General features: G+C 67.8%; 18 protein-coding genes and 2 pseudogenes. 11 read left to right on the plus strand and 9 right to left on the minus strand.

The window, feature by feature from the left end:
• The first annotated feature begins 99 nt into the window (after nt 1-99).
• From ACZ4SW_RS13410 to ACZ4SW_RS13430, 5 genes and pseudogenes are all read left to right on the plus strand, one after another.
• Nucleotides 100-888 (plus strand): TnsA-like heteromeric transposase endonuclease subunit, encoded by a 789-nt coding sequence (locus tag ACZ4SW_RS13410; RefSeq protein WP_468241899.1) that lies wholly within the window; start codon nt 100-102, stop codon nt 886-888.
• An 8-nt stretch (nt 889-896) separates the two neighbouring features.
• Complete coding sequence (locus tag ACZ4SW_RS13415) at nt 897-3,065, plus strand: integrase (protein WP_468241901.1); 2,169 nt, start codon at nt 897-899, stop codon at nt 3,063-3,065.
• Complete coding sequence (locus ACZ4SW_RS13420) at nt 3,062-4,183, plus strand: ATP-binding protein (RefSeq protein WP_468241903.1); 1,122 nt, start codon at nt 3,062-3,064, stop codon at nt 4,181-4,183. The genes ACZ4SW_RS13415 and ACZ4SW_RS13420 overlap by 4 nt, the downstream gene beginning before the upstream one ends.
• On the plus strand, nt 4,180-7,458 hold the full coding sequence (locus ACZ4SW_RS13425) for a TniQ family protein (RefSeq protein WP_468241906.1): 3,279 nt from the start codon (nt 4,180-4,182) through the stop codon (nt 7,456-7,458). Before ACZ4SW_RS13420 ends, ACZ4SW_RS13425 begins: the two co-directional genes overlap by 4 nt.
• Nucleotides 7,459-7,779: 321 nt before the next feature.
• Nucleotides 7,780-8,446: pseudogene (locus tag ACZ4SW_RS13430) on the plus strand (alpha/beta hydrolase); the annotation flags it as partial.
• A gap of 222 nt (nt 8,447-8,668) precedes the next feature.
• Here ACZ4SW_RS13430 and ACZ4SW_RS13435 read toward each other — a convergent pair.
• The 3 genes from ACZ4SW_RS13435 to ACZ4SW_RS13445 all read right to left on the minus strand — a co-directional run bounded on the left by ACZ4SW_RS13435 (nt 8,669) and on the right by ACZ4SW_RS13445 (nt 11,934).
• Nucleotides 8,669-10,126: a UvrD-helicase domain-containing protein gene (locus ACZ4SW_RS13435; RefSeq protein WP_468241908.1), complete on the minus strand. Its 1,458-nt coding sequence runs from the start codon at nt 10,124-10,126 to the stop codon at nt 8,669-8,671.
• 503 nt (nt 10,127-10,629) lie between these two features.
• Nucleotides 10,630-11,511, minus strand: coding sequence for a DUF6083 domain-containing protein (locus ACZ4SW_RS13440; RefSeq protein WP_079173190.1), 882 nt, complete (start codon nt 11,509-11,511; stop codon nt 10,630-10,632).
• A 159-nt stretch (nt 11,512-11,670) separates the two neighbouring features.
• The gene (locus ACZ4SW_RS13445) at nt 11,671-11,934 is read right to left on the minus strand and encodes a helix-turn-helix transcriptional regulator (protein WP_071381387.1); all 264 of its coding nucleotides are present in this window, start codon (nt 11,932-11,934) and stop codon (nt 11,671-11,673) included.
• 624 nt (nt 11,935-12,558) lie between these two features.
• Here ACZ4SW_RS13445 and ACZ4SW_RS13450 point away from each other — a divergent pair.
• Entirely contained in the window at nt 12,559-13,110 is a 552-nt protein-coding gene (locus ACZ4SW_RS13450) for a hypothetical protein (protein WP_263233569.1), read from the plus strand.
• A 560-nt stretch (nt 13,111-13,670) separates the two neighbouring features.
• Here the strand turns inward: ACZ4SW_RS13450 and ACZ4SW_RS13455 are convergent.
• The gene (locus tag ACZ4SW_RS13455) at nt 13,671-13,853 is read right to left on the minus strand and encodes a universal stress protein (protein WP_071381389.1); all 183 of its coding nucleotides are present in this window, start codon (nt 13,851-13,853) and stop codon (nt 13,671-13,673) included.
• 514 nt (nt 13,854-14,367) lie between these two features.
• Nucleotides 14,368-15,561: an acetate/propionate family kinase gene (locus ACZ4SW_RS13460; RefSeq protein WP_468241912.1), complete on the minus strand. Its 1,194-nt coding sequence runs from the start codon at nt 15,559-15,561 to the stop codon at nt 14,368-14,370.
• A 471-nt stretch (nt 15,562-16,032) separates the two neighbouring features.
• On the opposite strand from ACZ4SW_RS13460, the gene ACZ4SW_RS13465 reads away from it, so the two are divergent.
• Complete coding sequence (locus ACZ4SW_RS13465; RefSeq protein WP_468241914.1) at nt 16,033-16,569, plus strand: phosphate-starvation-inducible PsiE family protein; 537 nt, start codon at nt 16,033-16,035, stop codon at nt 16,567-16,569.
• Here ACZ4SW_RS13465 and ACZ4SW_RS13470 read toward each other — a convergent pair.
• Nucleotides 16,543-18,717: an FUSC family protein gene (locus ACZ4SW_RS13470; protein WP_468241916.1), complete on the minus strand. Its 2,175-nt coding sequence runs from the start codon at nt 18,715-18,717 to the stop codon at nt 16,543-16,545. The two genes, ACZ4SW_RS13465 and ACZ4SW_RS13470, sit on opposite strands and share 27 nt — an antisense overlap.
• A 247-nt stretch (nt 18,718-18,964) precedes the next feature.
• Here ACZ4SW_RS13470 and ACZ4SW_RS13475 point away from each other — a divergent pair, with 247 nt between their 5' ends.
• From ACZ4SW_RS13475 to ACZ4SW_RS13490, 4 genes and pseudogenes are all read left to right on the plus strand, one after another.
• On the plus strand, nt 18,965-19,201 hold the full coding sequence (locus ACZ4SW_RS13475; RefSeq protein ID WP_468241919.1) for a hypothetical protein: 237 nt from the start codon (nt 18,965-18,967) through the stop codon (nt 19,199-19,201).
• Nucleotides 19,202-19,441: 240 nt separating this feature from the next.
• Nucleotides 19,442-19,891: a DUF1931 family protein gene (locus tag ACZ4SW_RS13480; protein ID WP_263233564.1), complete on the plus strand. Its 450-nt coding sequence runs from the start codon at nt 19,442-19,444 to the stop codon at nt 19,889-19,891.
• A gap of 87 nt (nt 19,892-19,978) precedes the next feature.
• Nucleotides 19,979-20,140, plus strand: a pseudogene (locus ACZ4SW_RS13485) (ISNCY family transposase); the annotation flags it as partial.
• A 75-nt stretch (nt 20,141-20,215) separates the two neighbouring features.
• Nucleotides 20,216-21,409: a PP2C family protein-serine/threonine phosphatase gene (locus tag ACZ4SW_RS13490; protein WP_263233563.1), complete on the plus strand. Its 1,194-nt coding sequence runs from the start codon at nt 20,216-20,218 to the stop codon at nt 21,407-21,409.
• Nucleotides 21,410-21,740: 331 nt separating this feature from the next.
• Here ACZ4SW_RS13490 and ACZ4SW_RS13495 read toward each other — a convergent pair whose 3' ends face one another.
• The 3 genes from ACZ4SW_RS13495 to ACZ4SW_RS13505 all read right to left on the minus strand — a co-directional run bounded on the left by ACZ4SW_RS13495 (nt 21,741) and on the right by ACZ4SW_RS13505 (nt 25,059).
• Complete coding sequence (locus ACZ4SW_RS13495; protein WP_263233562.1) at nt 21,741-22,133, minus strand: DUF2267 domain-containing protein; 393 nt, start codon at nt 22,131-22,133, stop codon at nt 21,741-21,743.
• 21 nt (nt 22,134-22,154) lie between these two features.
• On the minus strand, nt 22,155-24,086 hold the full coding sequence (locus tag ACZ4SW_RS13500; RefSeq protein ID WP_263233561.1) for an MFS transporter: 1,932 nt from the start codon (nt 24,084-24,086) through the stop codon (nt 22,155-22,157).
• A 475-nt stretch (nt 24,087-24,561) separates the two neighbouring features.
• Entirely contained in the window at nt 24,562-25,059 is a 498-nt protein-coding gene (locus ACZ4SW_RS13505; protein ID WP_263233560.1) for an Hsp20/alpha crystallin family protein, read from the minus strand.
• Between the last annotated feature and the right edge of the window lie 10 nt (nt 25,060-25,069).

Here is a 25,069-nt window from a genome sequence, read left to right on the forward strand (position 1 = left end):
CCGCCGCGGCGGGGCGCATGCACGGGATCGCGACTTTCTACCGGTGAGGGTGAAGTTCGGTGATCGGTGCGGGCGTTCGGGATCCGAATCCTTGATCGTGTGGGCCAGTTGCTCGTGATCAGCACGGGCTGGGCGCGAAGGTGCGCGATGGTCGCTATACGTGAGCGTGGTGCCGCAGAAGCGGCGGTGTGGATCCGGTACGGCGCCGATGAGGTGCGCCAGGTGCCGTTCGGGCGCCTGGGGCAGCGGCATTTCGAGGGTTCTGTTCCGTGGCGGGCGATGCGGTCGAGGCGTGGGCAGGCGCATCTGCCCGGGAGCTACTGGTCGTCGACAGCGGGCACTCAGGTGATCTTCGAGAGTCAGCTGGAGCTTGCCCGTCTCCTGTTGGCGGACTTCGACCCGGATGTGATCGGTATCCGGGCACAGCCGTGCTGGGTGCGGAGCAAGGTGAAGGGGCGGGTGCGGCGGCATGTTCCGGACTTCCTGCTCACGCTGCGCAGCGGTCTGGTGCGCGTGGTGAATGTGAAGCCGGCCGATCGTGCGAGGGATCCGAAGGTTCGGGAGGCGTTGGCGTGGCCGGGTGAGCTGTTTGCCGCGCAGGGGTGGCTGTATGAGATCTGGTCGGGCTGTGAGCCCGTCATGTTGAGGAATGTTCGGTTTCTTGCCGGCTTCCGGCGGCCGTGGGTGGTGGACAGCGCTCTTGTCGATCGGGCACGTGAGCTGGTAAGGGACGGGGACGAACTCGCTGTAGCGGAACACAGGTTGAGCGCCTACGGCGAGCGTGAGGACGTGCGTCCGGCGTTGCTGTCGCTGTTGTGGCGGGGCTATTGGACGACGGATCTGACGCGTCCGCTCGGCGGGCGTTCGGTGCTCCGGAGGGTGTCGTGAGAGGGGGCGTGGCGACGCTGCGGTGCGGGCTGGTCCTGCTGCACGACGGTGAGCAGTTGACCGTGGTGGAGATATCCGGGAGCCGCATTCTTCTGCAGAACCGGTCCGGCGGATTACGGCAAGTGGATCTGGGCTGGCTGCTGTCGCACCCGACCACCCGGATGCCAGAGGCCGCTGCCGAGCCTCTGCTGGGGCTGGGTGCAGAGTTCTCGGCGCTGAGCAAGGAAGAGCAGGACGCGCTGCGGGAGCGCTACGAGCATTTGCTGGAGGTGGAGACCGGATACCGGTACGGCTCAGCGGAGTTGGCGCTCGACGGTGAACCGCGCCCGCAGTATGCGCCCGACATGCCGAAGATGGACCGCTACGAGGCTAAGGCGACCGAACTCGGTGTGAGTGTCATGACGGTGCGGCGCTGGCTGATGAAGATCAAAGGCCCCGAAGGAGTGGCCGGACTACTGCCCGCCGATCGTGGCCGCAGCCCACTGGGGGAGACCGATCCGCGCTGGATCGACATGTGCCGCAAGGTGCTCGACGAGTACGTTGAGGAGAGCACTCCGCCGCGGCACCTGGTCATCGCGACCATCGAGGAGCGCCTGGCTGCCGAGTTCGGGCGAGGCGCGGTGAAGCTGCCGAAGAAGACGACGGCGTACGCCCTGCTCAAGGAGCTGGGCCGGGGACGCAATGCGTTCTCGGGGAGTGCGAAGGGGCGCCGCTCGATCGCGAACCGCCCGCCGGGGGTCTACGGCAGGCTGCGGGCGACACGTCCGGGTGAGTATGTCCTCGTGGATACGACGCGGCTGGACGTATACGCGATGGAACCGGTCACGTGCCGGTGGGTGCAGTGCGAGCTGACCGTCGCGATGGACCTCTACACGCGCTGCATCACCGGGCTCAGACTGACGCCGGTGTCGACGAAGGCTGCTGATGTCGCAGCCGTCCTCTATGAGACGGTGCGTCCGCGAACGGATGGAGAGCGGGCGGTGCTGCCGCATCACGGGGTGCCCAGCACGGTGGTTGTGGACGCAGCGCGACTGGTGGACGTGGAGGGTGAGTGGTTGTTGCCGTCGGTGGCGGCGGAGACGCTGGTGTTCGACCACGGCAAGATCTACCTCTCGCAGCATGTGCAGGCTGTGTGCGACCGCTTGGGCATGTCACTGCAGCCGGCCCGGCCGTACACGCCGACGGACAAGGCGCCGCTGGAGCGCTGGTTTCGGACCCTACGCGAAGGGGTTCTCGCGGCGCTGCCCGGCTACAAGGGCGCAGATGTGCACAGCCGCGGCAAGGACGTGGAGGAGAAGGCGTTCTTCTTCCTGCCGGAACTGGAAGCGATCATCCGCGAGTGGATCGACCTGGTCTACCACCGGCGCGTCCACACCGGCCTGTGCGTTCCGGAGGCGCCGGGCCTTGAGATGAGCCCGCTCGACATGTACGAGCACGGCATCCAACGGGCCGGGCATCTGCGGATCCTGGGGCGGCCCGACCTCGCCTACGACTTCCTCGAGGTGAAATGGACCACGATCCAGCACTACGGGGTGGAGATCGGCACCCTGCGCTACAACGGCCCCGCGCTGAAGGGGCGGCGTCACACGACGAGCCCGTACGGCGGGATCCACGCCGGGCAGTGGCCGATCGCCGTGGATCCCGGGGACATCACCCGCATCTACTTTCAGGACCCCGAGAGCAGGCAGTGGCATGACCTGCGGTGGGAGCACGCGGACGCGCTCGATGGTCCACTCAGCCGGGAGGCGTTCCAGCACGCGCGCCGACTGGCAGCCAGGACTCAGCGGTTTCCCGACGCCAAGCGCACGCTGATCGAGCTGCTTCAGCGATGGGGCGCGGGCCTGACCGGAAGCCAGGAAGAGCGACGTATGGCGCTGCGGCTGTCGGATGAGCGGCTATCCATCATGGGCCCCGACACGGTGGGGCCAGGCGCGGGCGAGGACGATCACGAGGTGACGGTGGCGCAGTTGCCGTCGGTGCGACAGCTCACGGCTCTCGCCCCCACCAAGCCCGCGGGCATCGACCATGACTTGGCCGAGACGCCTGTGGTGGATGGGTCTGAGGTGGGGGAGGGCGGGGACGACGACGAGGACGAGGACCTCGATGCTCTCCTGCCCGAGCACGCGGACACGGTAAGCGACGATGAGTACTACGCGGACGCGTGGGAGGTGTCATGACCGCCGCCTTCGAAGAGGGAGAACGCAACTATTCACCCGTTCAATTGACGGGCTTCGTGGAGATGTGCGAGCGGCCCGCCCGCGAGCGTCCACGGCAGCTCAGCAGGGTGGAGATCAAGGATCTGACGCGCCGCGATCTCCTCGTCTACAAGGAACAGCGCGCTGTGTGGCATGCCAACCTCGGGCCGATCAAAACCGCACAGCTGCGGGAACTGCACGACGGGCTCGCGGAGATCGTGGACTCGAACCGGCAGGACGGCGACAGAGTAAAGCCGTCCGCGGTGCTCGATGCGTTTCCTGGGCTGGGGAAGACGACCGCGGTCCTGGACTACGTGAAGCAGTACCACCGTGATCAAATTCTGCTGCACGGCGCCACTACCCCCAGCGGGCACCGCCGCGTCCCGGTCGTGAACATCACCCTGACCGGGAGCGTCACGATCCGCGGCTTGAACGAGGCGATCTGCCGGTTCTACGAACTGCCCGAGTCCGGTAACGCCGACCAGCTCGCCGCCCGAGCCTCACGCGCGGCCCGCGCCATGTGCACGACCGTCATCGTCGTCGACGACATCCACTTCCTCGACCTGCGCCGCACCAACCACCGAGCGGTGGCCAACCACTTCAAACATCTGTCCACCGTCTTCCCCGTCACGTTTATCTACGTCGGCGTTGGTGTGGAAGCGCGCGGGGTCCTCACCGACGGCCTGGACGACGAGGACATCGATCTTGCGCAAGCGGCCCGCCGCATGACGACGTTGACGCTGCCGCCCTTCACCGTTGACACCGAGGTAGGGCGGGCGCAGTGGCGCACACTGATGCTCACCATCGAACGCCTTCTCGTCCTCGGCGACGCTTACCGCGGCATGCTGGCCGAGGACCTCTCCGATTACCTGTATGCGCGCTCCACCGGCCATTTCGCCTCACTCATGACGCTCATCGCCCGCGGCTGCCGCCGCGCCGTCGACAGTGGCGAGGAACGCCTGACCGTGGAACTGATGGACACCGTCAAGAACGATGTGGCGGCCGAGCGAGGACGCCTGGAACTCCAAGCGGCCCTCGAAGCGGGCACCCTCACCACCAAACCCCGCCGCACAAAGAAGAGGCCAGGACGGCGGCCATGACCCTCAACACCGCGGCCATGGCGCCCACGTTCTCGACCGAGCGGCTCCCCTATGTAGTGGATCCGCTCCCGGGCGAGGCCCTCGACAGCTGGATCGAAGCCTACGCCCGTGAGCTCATCGTCACCTCCCGAGAGTTCTTGACCTTCATTGGGCTGCCCGGCACCCACCTCGAGCGCATGCTGGTCAAGCTCCTACCCGAGGAGGCGGCTGTCCTTGCGCGGCGTACCGGAGTGTCGCCCGAGACGTTGTGTGCGATGACGCTGGAACCTTTCGATCAGATCACCGTGACTCTCCGGCACACCACGCGCGGGCTCGGCTCCCCACCGCGCTGGCGGCGGCACAAGGGCAGCCGGTACTGCCCCACCTGCCTGGCAGAGAGCGGCGGCCGCTGGCAGCTGGCCTGGCGCGACCCCTGGACGTTCGCCTGCACCCCGCACGCTCAACTCCTGGTGGAGACCTGCGAAGGGTGCGGACAACGCCCGCACCCCGCCGGCCGTCACCCCGCGGGCGTGACGAACCCGGCACGCTGCACCATGGCCCGCGCCCTCGGCCGCGGCAGCAAAGGCGCACGCCTGCCCTGCTACGCCGACCTCACCACCGCCGTGGCCCAACAGGTCCCTGCCGACGGTCAGATCATCCAAGCCCAGCACTTCGTCGACGCCATCATTCGCCATCACACTGACGTACCGCGTGAAACCGAAGGAACTCAAGTGGGCCTGGAGGAACTCTTCTTCCTGGCCTGGCGCGGCCTGGCAGCACTCCACGACAACACCGCCCCCGTCCCCTCGCTGGTGCGGCAGCTCCTGGGGGAGGCAGGCGGACGCGCTCCCGCCCTGCTCACCGGGCTGAGCAACGAGTCCGCCACCGATGTGGCGATCGGCACCGCCCTCGCCATGACCATCCTGCAGCGCGACCACCCCCACAGCGACGAGGTAATGCACTGGATCGCTAACTCCCACCTGCGCAAAGACGGCTCTATGGAGGTGCTGCTGAAGTTCAACTCCTGGCGCTCTGTTTGCTCACCGCCCATCCTGACCCGTGCTCTGGCAGTCATCGACACCCGCCTGCGGCCCATCGACCGACTACGCTTCGCCACCGCCTCCCCCAATCCCCAGCCCCCTTCCACACCTGCCGAACTGATCGAACGCAGGGCCGCGAACGTTCCGGCCACACTGTGGCCGTCCTGGAGCATGCGCCTCATGCCTCACCAGATCGGCGGTCCCCGCGGAATGAAAACCGCTGAATACCGTGCCGGGCTCACCGCGCTCCTGCTGGTCGTCCGCTCCACCAGCCGCACCTACCGCGACGCCCTCGCACTCCTCGGCCAACCCGTGAGTCCAAACTTCGTCAAGAGCATGGTCAACCGCCTCGACCGCCCCCACATGAGCCCCATGCTCGCCGCGTTGACGCAACTGGCCGACGCCCTCGACCGTCACGGATCACCCATCGACTACGCGCGACGCAGGAGATTGGCCGACACATCCGAACTGAGCCTCGACCGCGCCGCATTCAGACAGCTCACCGCCCAGCACGGCTGGCGAACCCCCGGCACGCAGCGCCTCGACGTTCTGGACAGCTACCTCAAGGCAATCGTGACTGGCACCCTCACCGACGCCCACCCCCGCGTGAGCGATCTGCGCTTCCGCGCCGACCCCGCCGTACGTGCTTTCCTGCTCGCCCAAGCCGCAGCCCATCTGAACCAACTCGGCATCGATGAACCCGTCACGTGGGAACCCCCGTCCGATTGGGTGACCGGTGTCAACTGGCCCGGCACCGAGCCAAGTGACATCGCCCCAGACGTATTCCGCCGCACCACCGCACGCCATCACAAACTCAACGAGGTTGCCGAATCCCTAGGGATCGGCATTGAGCATGCCCGTCTCTATGCCGAACTCGCCGGCGCCATCCCCACCGTCCAAAAGAAGGTCCGACGACCCAGAGGCCCGCGAACCAACGCCCCCGACGAAGCCACCCTTCGCGACCTCTACCTCCGACAGGGCCTTCCTCTGCGAAGAGTCAGCAAGATCACCGGAGCCAGCGAGGAGGTGCTGAAGCAGGCACTCACAAGAGCCGGACTGGCATTACGGGGGCGAGGGGAACGTCCCAACCACAACCACCACATCGATCCCGATTGGCTCCTTGAACAGTACGCCGTGAAACACCGCAGCTTCGCTGACATCGCGGAGGAAATCGGCGCGGCGGCGATCACCGTCCGTCGTATCGCCAGACGCGCAGGCATCGCCTCCAAAGGCCGGGCATCAGTCCCGCGAGACTTCGCTGCGACCACCAAAGGGCTGGATCTCTCCGCTGATGTCTACCGGGCGTTTTGCGGAGCCAACACCGTGGCGCGCGTCAAGCACGTCAGCGTGCTCCTCGACCACGACTCGATGGCCTCCGCCGCACACGCGGCTGGCCTGAACGAATGCGCGCTGAGACGGCAAGTGACGGTCGTGGAAAAGACAACCAGCATCCGCCTTGTGGACACACTCACTCCGCTCACACTCACCGCCCCAGGAGCCCAACTTCTGCGCCAGGTCCGGCCCGTACTCAATCGCTATGCATCCCTGCATGCCGACGGCGTCGCCAACTCGGCAGCCCGGAGAAGACCTCCGCGCACACCAGCCCCCGAACCAGCCGTCCTTGAGAACCTCTACGTTCACCAGGGCCTGTCCCTCGCGCGGGTACGCAAGGCCACCGGCGCAAGCGTGCACGTCGTGAAGGAAGCGCTCCTAGACGCCGGTATCGAGATCCGCAAGCAGGGCCACAGGCCCAACTATGCCTGCGACCTCGACCGAGACTGGCTCTACGAACAATACGTCGTGCGACACCGCACCTTCGTCGACATCGCCAGCGAAGTCGGCATGGTGTCCACTACCGTCCTCAACATCGCCCGACGCAAAGGAATCCCGCTCAGAACGTACGCAGGCGTCCCCCGCGACTTCGCCACCACCACCAAGGGACTCGCCATCCAACCCGCGGTGTACCGGGCATTCGCCGGGTGGAACTCGGTCTCACGCGTCAGGGTCGTCAGCTCGCTGCTCGACCACCACACGATCGAGAGCGCCGCCCAAGCCGCAGATGCAAGAGTGCCCGAGCTGCTGCGCATGATCACTGTCACAGAGAAGAACGCGGGAGTTCGCCTAGTGTTGTCAGAGCGCCCGCTACGACTCACGGCCGAGGGCCGAGCACTTCTGCATCAGGTCATGCCCGTACTCGATCGCTATGACACCGCGTCTCCGCAAGATTTCACGCCAGGTATCCACGATGCATCGTGAATCCCGCCGATCAGTTTCCGCAGGCTGCCGACAACCGACTACAGGGCCAAACGCAGACCCGATGTCTGTGTCTCACGGGGCAGAGTTCGTTGATGTCGTGCGGGGTGCGAGCTTCCACCTGTGCAAGCTGAGGTCTGGGCCAGGGCATGCCCATCTGATCTGGCTTGCACTGTGCGGTGCGACTTTGGCGTCCGATACAGCCATGCCCTCACACGGCACAGGAGATTACGAACGCGTCGAAAAGCGCCTGAGTGTTGGAGAGTTCGGGGTGCCACCGCACGCCGAGGATGAACCGCTTCGCGGGTCCTCGACAGCCTCTGCCGCGACCTCGAAGACCCCTACCACCGAGGTGAGGACATCTCCTACGCCATCGACGTGCTCACCACGACCCCCGGCATCGACCCGCACCGCATCGGCGTCCTCGGCATCTGCGCCGGTGGGGGCTACGCCGTGCACACCGCCCGCACGGACCACCGCATCAAAGCGGTCGGCACGGTCGTCCCCGTCAACATCGGCGCTTCGTTCCGCAGCTTCCAGCCCGACGGTCCGGCCGCAGCAATCAACGCCCTCGCGGACACACGTACCGAAGAGGCCCGCTCCAGCGAGACGACCCGCGTGAACTGGCTGCCCGACACCCTTGAGGACGCCACGACAGCGGGCCTGACCGACATCGACACCACTCAGACCATCACCTACTACCGCACCGAGCGCGGCGGTAACGGACACTCCACGAACCGGCGCCTCTTGCGCAGCGACTCCCTACTGCTGGGCTACGACGCGTTCCACTTGGCCGATCGACTCATGCCCCAGCCACTAGGTCGTCCTAGCCGGACGCATCGGCAACACCGGCTCCTACGACACCGGCATGCAGCTGTGGAAGCTGGCTCCCAACCCCGTCGACCTCGTGGTGATCGACGGCGCCGGCCACTACGAGATGTACGACGAACCCGAGTACGTCGACGCTGCCGTCGAACGAGGTCTTTCCTTCTCGTCGGCTGCCGGATCGGCTCCGGACTGTCGGGCCGGGCTAGCGCGCGTTGCTCCTGCGGTTGCACACGCAGCTGGTCGCCCTTGAGACCGGCCACTCGGTCGACGACCTGAAGGAAAAGCTCGGCGCGGCCCGCATTCACATCACCGTTTCCTCCGTCCACGTACTCTCCGAGATACGGGGCCTTGTCATTGCGCACGACGTTGATCTGCGCGAGGACTTTCAGGCGCCCGGGTGGCTCTGGATCCACGAGAGGCCTCCGAGATCGAGTCGACGACGCGCGCGCGTCACGGCGACGTAGGCAAGTTGGGCGTCCTTCTCGCTCACGGATGGCGGGGGCGGCCGACCACAGTCGTCGTTCTGATCCGTTTCCGCAGGTTGAGGAAAGTCATCGGCGATCCTCACCTGCAACCACTCTCGACCCTTCGCCTTGTGGGCGGTGGAGATCGTGACGTCGGCCGTAGTCTCGTCGGTCAGGGCGTCGACCGCGGCAATGATGGCCTGCGGGCCGTGGGCATCCACGACTTCCACGAAAGGCTGAAGGTCACGGCCAGCGAGATCGTAGGTCGCGTAGTCCTGCAACTCGCCCCAGGAGGAGAAGAGTGCCAGTTCCGGGTGGGATGTGCAGCGGCCTTCCTTGAGGTCCTGCGCGGCAAGAGCCAGTGCCGTCAGTGTCTGTCCACCACGGGTCAGAGCGACTCGTTGGCCGGCGGCGAGCAGACGCATCACCTCGGTCACGGCGCCGATGTTGGTCCGGCACAGCACGGCATCGGGGCTGGTGACCACGCCGACCTCAGTCGAGATCTCTTCGGTGCCCGTCAGCCGGATGGAGGCGTTCGCGAACGACAGCCATCGGTTTGCCTCCTCCGCCAGCGCCGGGCCGAAGCGGAAGGAACGGGTCAAGGTGAGATGGTTGGCGTCGAAGCCGGTCATCACGTCGCGGGCGCCGCGCCAGCCGTAGATGGCCTGAGCCGAGTCCCCGACCATGACCAACTGAGCGTGAGCACGTTGTGCGGTGAAGACCTGCTCCAGAACCGGGTTGGTGTCCTGCGCCTCGTCGAGGAAGAGGAAGTCGGCCTCGATCTTGGGGTCGGTCAGCGCCCACATCTTCAGGTAGTGGTCGTGTTCGAAGCGGACTACGCCGCGCTCGGGATTCTGCAGGTCGTGCCAGGCCCGCGCAGCGAACGGCAGAACAGCATCGGAGAGTTGCGTATGGTCTTCCGGTGCTTCAAGGCGGCGCAGAACCGGCACGTGGTGAGGCGCCAGCGCCCGGTCTGCCGAGTGGCAGAACCGGGTCACGGTACGCAGTACAGCCTGAGACAGCGTCCGGTGGCTGATCTCGTGATCACCGATACGGACGGAGGAGTTGACGCCGAGCGACTTTCCGATCCTCCATGCGGGCTGTCGCGGGCTGTTGAGGCGGAGGACGAAGCGGTGCCCGAGGGCAGCGAAGGCCGTGGCGTGGGCCGTCTTGCACTGCACAGAGTTCGGAAAACGGCTACTGGCATCGCGTGCGATGTCCTTGTTGAAGGCAAGGTAGCGGCCTCGGCGCTTTGTGCTCGTGGCGAGCATGCCGAGTGTGCTGGTCTTGCCTGTGCCGGCACCTGCCTGCAGCACCAGGTGATCGCCGCTACGGAAGGCGTCGACGGCATGGGCCTGTTCGTCGGTGGGGGTGTGCAACGGGAACTCCGCGGAGGTGGGCTATGGGGTGCGAAAGCTAGGAGGACGACTGCGGAGCAAGGCGCGCGCTGCACAGGCCAGTACGCCCTCAAGGCCGTGATGGGCAGGAAGGCCCTCTATCTGTGCTGCGAGTTGGCGAGCTCGATGGTTTCTGTCCTGTTCCAAGGCCGCCACAATGGTGCGGCCGAGGAGGTCTGCGGGCTTGCGACCGCAGTTTGCCGCGGTTCGACGAACCGTTGAGCACACATCCCAGGAGAGGGCGACATAGAGCAGGACCTGGCCGCTTGGGTCGAGGTAGTGGGTCGTCAGCGTGTCAATGGGTAGCAGGCGGTCGCGGTTATGAGGAAGCGACCGGACGGCCCGCCCGGGCGACTTGGCGCACCGAACCGTCGTGAGCCGTGTGGGTTCGGCGTTCGCCGCCAGGGGAAAGGCGCGGCAGGCTCGGCGAAGCTCTGCGAGAATGACGGATCTCGTCAGGAGGATCTCCACTGCGTACGGGTGCTTCATCGCCAGGCCGCCTCCGACTCACCGTTTCCGCGGCGCGGTTGACGCACGTGAGTCGGGAGACGTGGGTGCACGTAGGGGTGATGGACCGCCGGGTCGAACGGCTCCCAATCGGTCAGTGCGAGATCCGCCGACGTCGGGACGGCGGCATGGTGAGGGCATCGCTGTGTACGCCAGCGCAGCTGTTCCGCGTACAGCAGCGAGGAAAGGTCGTAGAGAGCCATTACCTCAGTGGGAAGGGCCAGCTGACCTTTGGCGGCCGTTGCGGGGGCCAGGATCCAGATGCCTTGAAGGCTGTCCGGGGCGAGCATTTTCGTGGAGCATCGGGTGCGATGCCGCGTCTGCGCGACGCACTGGATCTCGTCCAGGGGGCGGGCGGCGAGGTAGCGGACATACAGGATCTGGACGACGGGCCTGGCGGGTCGGCACGTGCCGTTGGACCGCGAGCGGCGGTCGACGTCCGTGGGCGGGACGAAAACACCGGCGTCAGTCAGGCGGCGCGTGTTCACAGCCAGCGACCGGCGTAGCCAGGTCAGAGCGGGGGTGATGTCACACGGGGCGTCGCGAGCGGGGCAGACGACGGCGTGGGTCAGCCGACACCAGGTGCTGCCGTCCCCGGCGGGATGGGCGAGGCCTGAGCTGACGTGCCAGCGGTATGCGGCGGGCATCTCGGCTGCGGGCAGTTCTTGCGGGTGCAGTGGCACGGGCCGGTCACGGCCCCGGTGGTACCACTCGACCGGGTTTCCGCACTCACGGCAACGAGCACGCTGTGCGCAGCGCAGAAGGCGGGTTGGGCTGTCGGGGTGGACGCGCAGGGACCGTCGCTGTTGGGAGGATGCGGGGCTGCCGTCCCAGTGCCGGGATGCGGATGAGGGGTGCATGCGCGAGAAGGTGCCAGCCAACACGCTGTCGAAGCACTGCCCTGGCTGGTGACGTCCGTCGAACGGCCGAATCCATGGCAACACCTGTTCGGATCATCGCTCAGACATTCGTGTCCGCCTACCCAATCGGGTGGTTGCCCGGCCGGCCGGGCCGACCAGTCAGCCGCCCGCCTGACGAGGTGGCTCGTGCCCCTGGCAGAGAGTGCCGAAGAGTTCGTCGAGGGGAGTGCTCAATGCGTGGGCCAGAGCGTGCCACGTCTTGAGAGTGCCGATAGTGCGCCCCTGCTCGATCTCGATCAGAGTCCTTCTGGCCAGGCCGCTTCGAGAGGCGAGCTCGTCGTAACTCCATCCCCGCGCCGCACGCAGCCGGGCGAGTTCCAGGCGCAGGGCCTCGAAGTCCGGGTCGGGCGGAAAGATCGTCACCCGACCATCCGACGGTGCAGACGCCTGCCCTGTCAGTGCATACCTCTGCCCTATTTCCGCCTTTCAGGTTCGTTCCGAGGGGCAGAGGTCTGCACTACCGTGTGCGGCCGACCCCAGCCCGCCAGAGGCCGGCGCGGAAACGGCAGGAGGAACTCGCGCGCCATGAGGCTCTGCTTCCCACAGTCAGATGTCCGGCGTACATGGACGGTTGAGCTCCTCCCCCAGCCCGGCGGGCCGGTACTCGTCTGTCAGCAATGTGCGCAGGGTGGGCAGCGGCTCACCGGCCCAGCTGCTCGATCAGAGGTCCTGGCGCATCTGGCGTCACACGCGCGCCGAGACCTGCTTCCTGCGCATCTGCGGACGTGCCAGTGCCACGAACGGGGCTGCGGCTGGCATCCCCGTCACCGTGGCTGCCACGGCCCGATCCGCCTTCTCCTGGCCCGTGACCACGGCGGACGGGCGTGGCGCCTCACCGATGCATGCACTGCGTGTGCGGCCGCCACGTCACAGGCCGCCGTCGTGCCCGAAACGATCCTGGCCGCTGCGGTCTCGTCGCGAGGACGGGCGAACACGCGCCGAAGACGCCACCCCAAAGGACCCGACAGCCGAACCCGGGTACAGGAGATGCTCAACTACCTTGCCGTCGCCCTGCCGGCCGCCACGGGGGCCGACGCCCGGTTGATCGCCTTGCAGTGCGCGCTGCGCATGAACAACGTGGCGCGCGTCCGCTTGCCCCTAGGGCTGCTGCGAAGCCTCCGCCTGGGATCTGCCTCAGAAGCGTGGCGCGAGCTGAGCGAAGCGGGATGGCTGCGGCCATTCATGTCCGACGGCGGCGTGATCACGGCTCAGATGCTCGACGCAGCCCTGCTCACACAGCACCCGGCTCGCCCCGACCGGCTTCAGGCCGCCGACTGGGCAGTGCGCTCCGCCTCCAGCATCCAAACAGATTCCGCGCCGCTTCCACGGCTGGCCGCTCTCGCACTGGCAGCGCACACCGTAGCCGGAGAGAACCAAGGAGCGGTATCAGCGGAGCAGATGGCGCGCGAATGCGGCTGCCGTATTACAGCACTGCCCGTGATTCTCAAGCACTTGGTGGCCGAGGAGGTCCTCGTCTCTTGGACGGGGACTGGGGAAGCGGGAGACTTGCGTTGGGAGCTGGTTTCCAATCGCGCCTGACTCGCATCGAAGGGGCAGGTCGGCGCCCGGCTCAGCTGCACACCATCAGGCGGTTTGGCCATCCCGGACTGAGGACGCCGGAGAAGGCTCACGGGCCACACACAGCTGCCTCCGCTGGTCCAGGATGTGCCCGAGTTGGAGCGGATCGCGCGCTTGCGGACTCGTTCCCGCGGAGCTCATCGCTGCGCTGGATCGGTTGGCCACATGCTCATCGCATGGCACGTTGCCTCCAGCTCAGGAGATCTGCACTGGGAACTGCTGCCGGATGCGTCGGTATCAGCAGACAGGCGGTCGATGTGGCGCCTGGGTTAACCCGGAGAGCAAAGGAAACACGGCCACCTCACGCTCGACGGCATCGACCTACCGCTGGAGTAGCAGTCGCTGCGGTCCGAACAGGCGTCATGGGGGCGGTATGGGCCCGCGGTCGTGGCTGCACAACGCGCACCCACCGGTGGACCGTTGTCTGCGCGAACGAGGGAACGCTGACCTGCTGACACGCGGCCTCTGTGGCTCGGGCGTCTCCTGTTCCCACGGTCGACGACGAACATGTCGAACAGCACTCAGTCGTACGGCACAAGCGCGACCGGGCAGTGCACGTGGTGGATCAGAGCGTGCCCGACCGGCCCCGTGTGCGGGCCGACCACGGCACAGCGCCTGCGGCTGCCCACGACGAGCGGCCCCGCACCGGCCGCGGCCCGGACGAGGACGTGCGCCAGCCACCCCTCGTGGAGCTCTTCCTTCACGACGGCGGTGGGTACTTCTCGGCCTCGCCCTGGCGCTGGAGGCCCATGAACAACGGGGCACGGGTCCGGATCGTCGAGCGGCGGCCTGATCCCTTCCGGCCCTCCCGGGCCGCCGCTTGACGTCAGCCCAGCAGTTGGTGCGCCCAGTCGCGTTGGATGTCGTCGCCGGAGCAGTCGAAGTCTCCGGTGTTTCTCCGGGGCGCCGATCGCGGGCGGTGCGCGCCCGAACGATGTCGACGTAGGGGTCCGAGTGGAAGCCTCGTGTGAGACCAGCACCGGGATACTGAGGGCGGCGAGCCAGTCGGTGAACATGCGGCTCAGGATGTCCTCATTGGCGTCGAAGGGGAGGTACGGGGCTCTGATGGGGGCCAGTGGCCCTCGAGCCCCGTGCCCCTGACAGGGGGGCGGCGTACAGGACCAGACGCCGCCACTCCTCCGTGCTTTCCAGGTACAGGAGGCCGGTTCTTGGCGCGGGCCAGGTAAGTGTGGATGTGCCGGCAGTTGCCTTGGCCAGTCACATGCCGCCGAGCACCCGTCGGGTCTCGGCGGCGATCTGCTGCGTCTCGCCGGTTGCGACCACGAGGACCGGGACACCTCTCACCGCCTGATCGATGCGTCGGTGGCCTTCCCGCATCAAATCTTCCAGTTCGGGGACGAGCAGCCCGCCTCGTACACCGAGAACAGTCAGGGCCGAGCAGATCTCCTCGCGTACCTCGGGTTGGTCTTCGCCGATCTCCCCGGTGAAGACCAGGGCGTCCAGCCGGTCCAGCGAGGCGGCCATCGAGGCGATGCCCCTGCGGCAGCTGAGTGTGAACGTCGCCAGCGCCAACGCGGCCGCGGCATCACCCTCCGCGCGGGCGCGCACCAGGTCCCGGGTGTCTCCCGAGGTACCGGAGAGGCCGAGCAGACCGGAATGCCGGTGGAGTGTGTCGTCCAATTCGTCCGTGCTCAGACCGTGCCGCCGCTGTAGCCACAGCAGCGCGCCGGGGTCGAGGCTGCCGCTGCGCCGACTCATCACCAGGCCTTCCAGCGGAGTGAGGCCCATGGTGGTGTCCACGCTGCGTCCGTTCCGCACGGCGCAGGCCGAGCAGCCGCCGCCCATGTGTACGAGCACGACCTGGAGGTTGTCGACGGGTCGGCCCAGGGCCTGCGCCGTCCTCTGCAGTGCCCACGAGTAGGAAAGCCCGTGGAAGCCGTACCGGCGCAGCTCGTATTCGGCTCGCCATCGCTCCGGCACGGCGTACGTGCTCGCCTGTGCCGGCAAATCCTTGTGAAAGACGGTGTCGAAGCAGGCGATATGAGGAACGTCGGGCAGGAGCTCTCGTGCGGCATCGACCACATGCAAGGCAGGGGTCACGTGCAACGGCGCGAGATCGGCGACGTCCGCCAGCAGAGCCCGTACGCGTGCGTCGATCAGCGTATGTCCAGTCAGGTGCGGGCCGCTGTGGACGATGCGGTGACCAACCGCCGTAGGAGTGGGCACCTCGCTGAGGAAGTTCCGCAGTTCCGCCGCCGCAGCAGGCCCCGGGGGCTCCGAGGCGTCTCGATCCGCCACCCGTTGACCGTCCGCCGCGAACAGAGCGATGTGAAGGCTCGAAGAGCCAGCATCGAGGACCAGTACGTGACCATCACGGCTCTCGTGGGAGCGGTCAGCACTCATCACACACCTCCAGTGCACTCGTGTCCCCCGGCACGGTGCGCCCGCCACGACGTGCGCCCCTGTGCTCAGGGTCGGCCTCGGTGCGGACCGGGTTGTACTCCGCCCGGCTCGGCAGTTCGGTGAAGAAGACGCTGGTGGCCCAGTCGCCGTCCTCCAGGCGGGTGCCGACGTTTCGGCCACGTCGGATAACGTCGACCTGCTCGTTCGCCGCCAGGGGCGCCGTCGGTGTCCGTCTGCCAGCGGATGCCCCTGGCGGTGCGGTGGCGCGGTTCCTCCCGCAGGCCGGAGGCAAGGTCCCGGGCCGCATCGGAGGGCAGACCCCGGGTCGGCGCCAGGACGGGCCGCAGGTTCCTGCCGTTCGTGTCCGCGTCGGGCTGCCTCACAACCCTTGTCCTGCCGCCTGGTAGGCCTCGGTGATGTCGCGCCTCGCCGCTTCCCCCAGGCTGCCACCACGGGGAGGGATCCGCTCGTCCACCCGTTCGGCAGCACGCCGCGCCTGCGGGACGGGGCACCCCTAGCATGCTGAATGTGCGACCCATTCTCCCGAAGCTCGAGGGCGGCCGGGTGCAGGGCCTCCTGCAGCTCATCGAGGACGGCATCCACCTCGTCGTCGCGGCGCTCCTCGTACTGCTCGCGGGGATCCTGACCGTCGGGGTCGTCCACGACGTCATCAGGTCGATCCAGGGGCCGTACCACGAGGAAACGGTCGTTCTCTCCGCCCTGGACAGCAGCCTGGTGCTGTTCATCGTGGCCGAGCTGCTCCACACCGTCCGCCTCACCATCAGGAACCGGACCCTCGACGCGGAGCCTTTCCTCGTCGTCGGCCTGATTGCCGGCATCCGCAGGGTGCTCATCGTGACGGCTGAGGCGGAGAAGTCCTTCCGGTGGAACGTCGAGGGGATCGAACTGCTCATCCTGGCGGGGCTGATCCTCGTGATGGCGACAGCGGTGTACGTGTGGCGGCGCTCGACGCGGCCGGGAGACTACTTCCCGCTCCAGGAGGCGCGGCGCTCCCCGCCGCCGACTTCGTCACCCACTCCGGTGCGCGGCTCCTGATCCGCCGCCCTCCGCCGCCGCGGCCGCCCGCACTCGCTGCTCCTCGCGAGCAGAGCCGACGTCCCGTTCCAAGGGTGTGCGGCTCACGGCCGTCGCGAGGTCCTCCAAGGCTTGCTTCTGCAGTTCCGCCTCGCGCCGCACGACCGGGCTCCGGTCCCCGGCGGCGCCCTCCCACGCGTGGAGCGCCTCCTCCATGCGCCCCCAGTCCGGATTCCTGTGCTCGCGCACGTCGGCTGCCGCCTGCGCGGTGTCCGCCTCCAGGGCCTCGGCGAACCGCTCCGCCTCGGGGACGACACGGCTGTCGGCCCGCGGGACGTGGCTCTCCATGAGCATCGCCGCGCGGCCGAACCCCTTGAGCGCCTCCTGCGCCTCCTGCGCCTCGCGCGACGTCAGCCCCCGGGGGCGGACTGGTTCCTGCCTTGCCCGGTCGTATGCCTCCTGCCAGGCGGCCCGTGCCTCCCTGCTCTCCAGCAGTGCCCTGCGCATGTCGGCATGATGCTCCCGGGTCGGTTCGGCGTAGTTGCGGAGCACCGCGGCCGCATAGCGGCCGTTGGCGGCGAGCCAGTCCGCAAGCCGGCCCGACAGCCGGGGCGTCTCCCATGCGGGGAACACCACGTACGCCAGCATTGCCAGGGCCCCGCCGAGCAGGGTGAGCACCACCCGCTCCGGGACTGTCTGCTCCCATGCCTGGCCGCCCATGCCGAGCAGGAAGACGACGTACGCGGCGGTGAAGCACTGGGAGTAGGCGTAGCCGGTACGGTTCAGCATGTACGACAGGCCCGCCGAGACCACTGCCAGCGCGCCGAACACATGGGCGTCCGGACCCAGGGCCCGCACCATCACGGTGGCGAGCGCGACCCCCGTCAGGGTCCCGGCGAGACGGGCCACCGCACGCGCGTACGTCCGGTGGAAGTCCGGCCGCATCACCATCACCGAGGCGATGGGCGCCCAGTAGCCGTGGCCCAGTGGGAGCCGGGCGGCGATCAGATAGCCGAGCGTGGCCACCGCCGCCAGGCGGACGGCGTGCCGGAACACGGGCGAGTCCCGGCGGAGCTCACGGCGGACCGCCCGGACGACGACCGGGACCAGCCGGAGCATTGTCGGGCGCACCAGGAACTGGGCGCCCGCGGGGCCGGGCGGCGTGGGCGTCCTCCCGCGCGCGCCGCCGCTCCCGGCGATCTCCAACGCCTCGCCGAGCAGTTCCACGAGCCGCTCGGCGGCCTGCCGCGCGGGGCCCTCCAGCGCCTCGTGCTCCTCGTCGACGCGCAGGACGTCCATGCTCCCGGGCCGCACCTCGGCGGGAGTGCCGCGGCGGATCGAACGGGCGGCCGCATCCAGAACGTCGGCGGCCGCGTCGAGCAACTCCCGCGCGCGGTCCCGCCCGGGTCCCTCCGCCGGGGCGCCCACGTCCGGGTCGGCGAGCGCGGCGACGACCGGCCGAATGCGCTCGGCGAGTCCCCGGGGCCCGTGCAGGACGGGGGGACGGGTGCGGGCCTGTGACGGCGTCACGGCGGCCGCGTCCCGGGCCGTCATCAACGGCTCCGGGTCGAACGGGGCGGTCGGGTCGTGCCGCAACCGGCGGGCGTAGTCCGCCACGGCGGCCAGGGCGTCGGCGAGCGCGTCACGATGCGCCCCCCAACGGCGGATCGGGAACAGCAGGATCAGCACGGCCTGCGTCACGCCCCCGAGCGCGATGACCCCGGCGTGCTCCAGGGCTCGCCCGACGCTCGTGGGCAGGGTGATGGTCACCAGCATGCTGCCGACCGTCGTCGCTGCGACGATCCCAGCGGTCGATCCGACGGCCCACGCCATTCCCGCGGCAAAGGCCCATACGGCCAGCAGCGGGAGGAACGTCACGAGTCGCCCCGCCGCCAGGTAGCCCACGAAGGTGCTGAGCGCCAAACCCGCGCCCGCGCCGAGCGCGACCACCTTGCGCGGACGCCAGCTGCGCTGGAAGGTGGCCCCACCCGCGGAGTAGGCACCGAGGGCGGCGGACGCGGCATACGCAGGGGAGACCAGCCACAGCGCCGGCCCGATGACGATCGCCACCCCAGCGGCCGTGCGCAGCGCGAGCAGGGGCTCCAGCCGCGTCTCCTCGATCGTGAGCCCGGATCGCACGACCTCCCCGAAGGCCCGCAGCCACGTCACGGATGTGAGCCTAGCCGGAACGCCCTGCCGGGTCGCGTCGGCCGCGCCGCCGCCTCCTGGCGGCGCCGCGCTCGGCGGACGCGCGATCCCGGGCCGACCTACACTCACAAACCGGCACCCTCGCGTACAGGGCGATCGATGACCACACCCCCCAGCGCCAGCTGTCAGCCCCAGCGGCCGCGACTCGACGTCGTCCACGTGGCCGATCCGGGATGGCCGACGGAAACCGCGAAGCGACTGAAGAAGGGTGACGGACCCGCCCTACCTGGACTGCGCCCGCCCCGTCATCGCCATGATCGGCCCGCAGGAGCACATCGCGCTGCTGTCGCTGCCCATGCTCAGCCTGATGCGCGCCGGCCACCGGCTGAGGGGAACGGCCCTCGGCGTGATCGGAGCGCTGATCCCGGAGTCCGGCAACGCCCTGCCACCCGGGTGGCTCCAGTACACCAGCGAGGCACCGCCACCGCGGCGTTCGGCCTCATGAGCAGCGACATCTGGGGTCACCCTTAACGTGGGGCCGCTCCGCGACACAGTGTTCGCCCTGCTGTCGATCCGCACGCCCGTCCGACCACCCGGGCAGTCGGACGCCTGGGCCTGGCAGGCCAATACAGGGAGGCAAATTGGGCCCGACATGCGCATGCGTTCGCGCGCCCCGTCGGCCAGGCTGAATGGCAAGCCCAGGGGCCGGGAGCCACCCCGGCGCCCGCAGCCGGAGGTTGCCGTCATGACCGTGATGTCCATCGCCAGGTTCGAAAGGTTCTTCCGGGCGGCCGCGGAGCTGGACGTCGACAAGAACGATCTCAAGCGCTACAGCGACTTCGTCGACGCCAAGCTCTACGATCTGCTGACCGTCGCCCAGGCCACTGCCAAGGCCAACGGGCGCGACATCATCCGGACCTGTGACCTACCGATCACGAAAGGCCTGCAGGAGAGCATTCACCACTTCCAGAAGATCAACCAGGAAGTAGAACTCAAACCGATCCTGGAACAGCTCGCCACCCACCCCGCTCTGGACCGCACGCCCGACGAGGAGACCGAGGCGGCCTATCCGGACATCATCGGCGGACTCAGCCTGGCCCTGGCTCAGAGCTTCAAGATCCTCCACCCCGACCTGAAAAACCCCCAGACCCAGCACTGGGACGAGGCCCGCGCTGTCTTCGACCTCCTGCTGTGAGTCGCGACCGGACCAGGCTTCCTCGGCTGCCGCAACGACCTGCTGGCTCGCCGCAGGCCCTCGTCCACGTCCAGGGCGCTACCGAAAGCGGGCATGGTCGGTGAGTCGGCCGAGACCGCGGCGGGCGCCCGCTGGCTGCTGGAGCAGATCGCTGTGCGGCTTGCGGGCATCCGCACGATCCCCCGACCGGCTGATGCGTCAGCCGATCCCGATGCCCGGCCGATACGCAAGGGCAAGCTCCAGCACCCAGGCTGATCGGCCCACAACTCGGATGTCGGAGAGCTCAGATTGTGGCGGCTCGATCTCGCGGGGATCATCGAAGGCATGGACAGGAACATGTCCGTCGGGTCCGGTGAGCGACTGCTGGAGGAACTGGTCAGAGCAGCCCAGCTGGCATCACCTGCGGAACTGCCCGCGGTCCTGAACCGGTATGCCGAGGCCATGGGTATGGGCAGGGCCGTTATCTATCTGGTCGACATCCAGCAAAGACTGCTGGTGCCGATTGTCGAAAGCGAGCCGGAACTGGAGCTCGACACTTCGCTGGCCGGATGGGCCTACCGCACCGACTCTCTCCGCGTGGAAGAAGTCCCCTCCGGCGGGCTGAACGTATGGCTGCCCCTGGCCGACGGAGCGGAGCGGCTGGGCGTCGTGGAGCTGAACATGAGCAGCCTGGACGGGCTCAAGCTGCGGCGCTGTCGAACGGCGGCGCTGCTCCTCGCACTGATCATCACATCCAAGCGCACCTACAGCGACACCATCGCGCAGCGCATGCGTACCAGGCCGATGCATCTGCCCACGGAGATGGTGAGGGCTTTTCTCCCTCCCCGGTCGATCGGCACCGGGCGGGTCGTTTCGACGGCGGTTCTGGAGCCTGCGTACGAACTGGGCGGCGATGCTTTCGACCATGCGTTCACCGAGGACGTTTTGCACGCCACGATCCTTGACGGTATGGGGCACGATCTGGCGTCCGGACTTGCCACCTCTGTCGCCATGGCAGGTTGCCGTAACGCCCGGCGCAGCGGGGCAGACCTGGACGAACTCGTGGGCACCGTGGACGAGGCGCTGGCGAAGTGGCTTCCGGAGCAGTTCTGCACGGGTGTCTTCACCCAGTTGCACATGCCCACCGGTGTGCTGCGCTGGTGCAACTGCGGCCATCCGCCTCCGTTGCTCATCCGTCGCCACCGCCTGCTCCACAACGCCTTGGAGCGGCCACCTGAGCCTCCTTTGGGTCTGCCCGCCAGTCTCGCCGGGACCGCCCGACAGGTGAACGACGTCAGCCTCGAACCCGGTGACCGAATACTGCTCTACTCAGACGGCGTCGTAGAGTCACGCGACGAGGCAGGCGAAGAGTTCGGCCTGGAGCGCTTCACCGACTACATCATCCGATCGACCGCAGCGGGGCAGAGCGCCCCGGAAGCGCTGCGCCTGCTCATCCACGCCATCCTCGAGCATCGGCACAACAAACTCAGCGACGACGCCACGATCTTGATGTTCGAGTGGCAGCCCCCTGATCCGTAACGGCAAGAGCCGCAGGGCGCAACTGGGCGCCGGTACTCCGAGGACGCAGACGCTGACGTCAGTGGATGCCGACACTCGGCAACCGCCCGCGACGTAGTGCTGGGACGGCCGGGGCGCCGCAGGCCTGCTCGGCGCGCTGGGCCGCGCTCCGGAGCCTGTGCAGCACGGCCCGAGGTGCCGCGTACGACTGCTTACGCCGTTCTGTGGGCCATTGAAAGGCCTCCTCGACGTCCTGGAGGAGTCGATTCGCCTTGTCCACCCTGGCGTCGAACGAGGAGAAACCTGTCTCAACCATTATTCGTTGGCCCTTCGTTCTGGGCGCCTCACGGGCTCAGTCCGCAAGGTCGGCCTTGCCGAACAGGACCGCGTAACTGGACGGGAGTTGGCTGATGATCTGATTCAGTTCTCCGCCGGTGACAGCGTCGGCAACCGTGGTCAGGACCGCGCTGGCGTCCCACTGCGCCGTACGCGGCCGGGCATGGGTGCGCTCGGCGACCCGGCGGTAGAACTCTTCGATCCCGAAGCTCTGCGCCCGCTGCGGCGTGGCATCGTCCAGAACCTGTCCCAGCGGGCCGGGCAGCTGGGATGCGAGGTCCTTGACCTCTCCCGGGCTGATCCGTTGGGCCAGCACTTCCAGTACGGCCTTGGTGACGTCCGCGGCTTCGTCCTGATCCTTGTATCCGCCTCGCTCGCGTACTTGGGCGAGGAATCCGTCGTATTTCATCGCTGCCTCCTTCTGCCCCGGTCACCGCTGGTCATAGGGGTCGTCCGGTGTGCTGTCGGGCCGGCCGCGTCCATGCGTCGGCGCGTAGCTGCCGTTGGCAAGACTCCTGGCCCTGGACTCCCGCTCGGACTCACGCAGGGCACGGCGGAAGCGTCCGGGGCCCCAGGAACGACCGCCCACAGCCTGTTCGAGTCGGTCGCGGCTTGTCGGGCCGGTTTCTTCGAGTGCGTGGGTGATCTGTTCGATCTCGTCGTCGAGGCGTTGTTCGGCCATGGCGGACGTACGGCTTGCCGTGCCCGCGGTGCCGGCCATCCCCGGCGAGTACATCCTGCTGCCCGGTCCGGTGCCCGGGCGGTAGCGGCGGGCTCCGGTGCGCTCCCGCTCCCGGCGGCGGGCGGTGCGGTCGGCGATCCGCTGTTCCCACTCGTGCGCGGCCTGCCGGACGTGCTCGGGCCGGAGGCGGTCTCGTGCGTCCTGCGGTGCGGGCTCGTTGCGCCAGTCTGCCTCGGCCTCCTCAGCGGTGAGTGGGCGGGCGATGTTCTCCAGGGACTGTTGTTCGGCCCGCACACCGAAGAAGACCTCGGCCACCCCGCCCAGCGCCATGGCTGCCGCTCCGACGAGGAAGCCGATGGCCACCACGTTGGCATCGCCAGTGTGAATCAAGTGGCCGAACAGCAGCGGGCCGGTGATTCCGCCCACGGCCGTGCCGATCGCGAAGAACAGCGAGATGGACAGCGCTCGGGTCTCCATGGGGAAGACCTCGCTCACCGTCAGGTAGGCCGAGCTCGCTCCCGCGGACGCCACGAAGAAGGTCAGCGAGACCAGCAGGAAGAACGACCAACTCGTCAGGGAGCCGTTGATCAGCAGGACGGCGAGGACGGCTGCCACGACCGCCGAGCCGAAGTAGGTGCCCGCGATCATCGGCTTTCTGCCAACGGTGTCGAACAGTCTGCCGAGAAGGAGTGGTCCGAGGAAGTTGGCGATCGCGAAGAGGACAAGGAAGTAAGGGATCGAGCCGGAGCCGATGTCGAAGAAGCCGTTCAGGATCGTGCCCAGGTCGAAGACGATCGCGTTGTACAGGAACGCCTGTCCGACGAAGAGCGCCAGACCGAGAACGGCGCGACGTGGATACCGCCGCAGAGCCACGCCGGCGATCTCCGTGAACGGGATGACGTCGCGCTGCCGTACGGTGACCGCCTCGCCCGGTTCCGGCAGCTCACGGCCGGTCTCCTGGTGCACCTCGGCCTCGATCCGGTCGACGATGCGTTCGGCCTCGTCTTCATGCCCGTGGATGAACAGCCAGCGCGGACTCTCCGGCACCTGGCGGCGTACCAGCATGATGCCCAGGCCCAGAACGCCGCCGAGGCCGAAGGCCAGCCGCCAGCCAAGGTCGGCTGCCAGCAGACTCTCGTTGAGAAGCAGCACGGCGACCAGGCTGCCGAGCGCCGCACCGACCCAGTAGCTGCCGTTGATGGCCAGATCCACCTGCCCGCGGTTGCGGGCCGGAATCAGCTCGTCGATAGCCGAGTTGATCGCGGCATACTCTCCGCCGATGCCCATACCGGTGATGAAGCGGGCGAGGTAGAGGTACCAGGCGTCGTGGGCGAACGCGGTCGCGACGGTGGCGAGTATGTAGATTCCGAGCGTGATCATGAACAGCTTCTTGCGCCCGTAGCGGTCGGTGAGCCTCCCGAACAGGAGAGCGCCCGCACATGCACCCGCCACGTAGACGGCTGCGGCAGTGCCTATGTCGGCGCTGGTCACGTTGATGCCGCTGCCCGGCTCGGTCATGCGGGCGGCAACCGCCCCGACGATCGTCACTTCGAGCCCGTCCAGAATCCAGACGGCTCCCAGACCGATGACGATCCGCCGATGAAATCGGGACCACGGCAGCCGGTCAAGCCGGGCGGGGACCTTGGTCGTGATGACACCGAACTCGGCGGTCCTGGTCATGCCATGCCTTCTCGTTCAGGGCCATGGGCTGTTGCCTGCAGACGAACAGAACAGGCCGGAATGGATCGGTCCGAATAGGGTGGTCTTCTGTGCTGCGTTGTCACCTTCTGGGACACCGTTTTCGCTTTCTCCACGAGGGCGACATGATGCTCTGGCACTGTGCCCGTAGGTGCGGATCAGAGGGGAGTAAGCGGTATCCGACGGCCCAGGACGCCGAGCGTTACGCGCGGGCATTCGACCGCGAGGACCAGGCGGACATGGGTCGGCGAGCACCGCTGGGTCTGCTCCCCCTTCGGGTCCTGCGCGCCTGGCGTCTGCGGCGCCGAAAGGAAGCCGGTGGGGAGCCGCGTGCCGCGGCTCCGCCGCCGTGAGGGGTTGTGAGTACGGGACGTCGTTCATGATCCGCCCCGGGGGTCGAGCCTCGTCGGCCCAGCCGCGGTGCCAGGTGGGTGCCTGGAACCGCGGCGTTCGCGTCTCAGCCGCTGCTCTCGGTGCTTTCACTCGTCTCGCTGATCTCGATGTGCCGGGGCTTTGCGACCTCGGCCTTGGGGACGGTGATGGCGAGCACCCCGTCCGACATCTGCGCATTGATCTTTTCGGTGTCGACCTCTCCGGGCAGCCGCAGCCGGTACTCGAAGGCTCCGGTGCGGCGGGTGCTCCGGCGCAGGACGCCTTTGCGTTCCTTCTCCTTGATTTCTCCGGTGACCACCAGCTCCTGGCCGTTGGCTTCGACGTTGATGTCCTTGCTCTTGACGCCGGGGAGTTCGATCTCGACGTGGAAGGCGTCGTCGGACTCCGTGACATCCGCCAGGGGTGTCCACGCGACTGCGGGCGCCACGCCTCCCACCGTAGATTCGATCAGTCCGCTCATCTCACTGAGCAGTTGGTCGAACTCCGTGAGCGGATTGCGTGCCCAGCCCATGGGCCTGGCCTGCATTGCGCCACCCCGGGGGCGCCGGACGGGCGTGGTCATTACCATCGCC

The sequence above is a fragment of the Streptomyces sp. NPDC028331 genome, from assembly GCF_055565775.1.

What these genes read in the sequence shown, in the direction of transcription:
- ACZ4SW_RS13420 (WP_468241903.1), top strand. Translation starts at nt 3,062, where the DNA reads ATGACCGCCGCCTTCGAAGAGGGAGAACGCAACTATTCACCCGTTCAA.
- ACZ4SW_RS13425 (WP_468241906.1), top strand. Translation starts at nt 4,180, where the DNA reads ATGACCCTCAACACCGCGGCCATGGCGCCCACGTTCTCGACCGAGCGG.
- ACZ4SW_RS13440 (WP_079173190.1), bottom strand. Translation starts at nt 11,511, where the DNA reads ATGCACCCCTCATCCGCATCCCGGCACTGGGACGGCAGCCCCGCATCC.
- ACZ4SW_RS13450 (WP_263233569.1), top strand. Translation starts at nt 12,559, where the DNA reads ATGCTCAACTACCTTGCCGTCGCCCTGCCGGCCGCCACGGGGGCCGAC.
- ACZ4SW_RS13465 (WP_468241914.1), top strand. Translation starts at nt 16,033, where the DNA reads ATGCTGAATGTGCGACCCATTCTCCCGAAGCTCGAGGGCGGCCGGGTG.
- ACZ4SW_RS13480 (WP_263233564.1), top strand. Translation starts at nt 19,442, where the DNA reads ATGACCGTGATGTCCATCGCCAGGTTCGAAAGGTTCTTCCGGGCGGCC.
- ACZ4SW_RS13490 (WP_263233563.1), top strand. Translation starts at nt 20,216, where the DNA reads ATGGACAGGAACATGTCCGTCGGGTCCGGTGAGCGACTGCTGGAGGAA.
- ACZ4SW_RS13495 (WP_263233562.1), bottom strand. Translation starts at nt 22,133, where the DNA reads ATGAAATACGACGGATTCCTCGCCCAAGTACGCGAGCGAGGCGGATAC.
- ACZ4SW_RS13500 (WP_263233561.1), bottom strand. Translation starts at nt 24,086, where the DNA reads ATGACCAGGACCGCCGAGTTCGGTGTCATCACGACCAAGGTCCCCGCC.
- ACZ4SW_RS13505 (WP_263233560.1), bottom strand. Translation starts at nt 25,059, where the DNA reads ATGACCACGCCCGTCCGGCGCCCCCGGGGTGGCGCAATGCAGGCCAGG.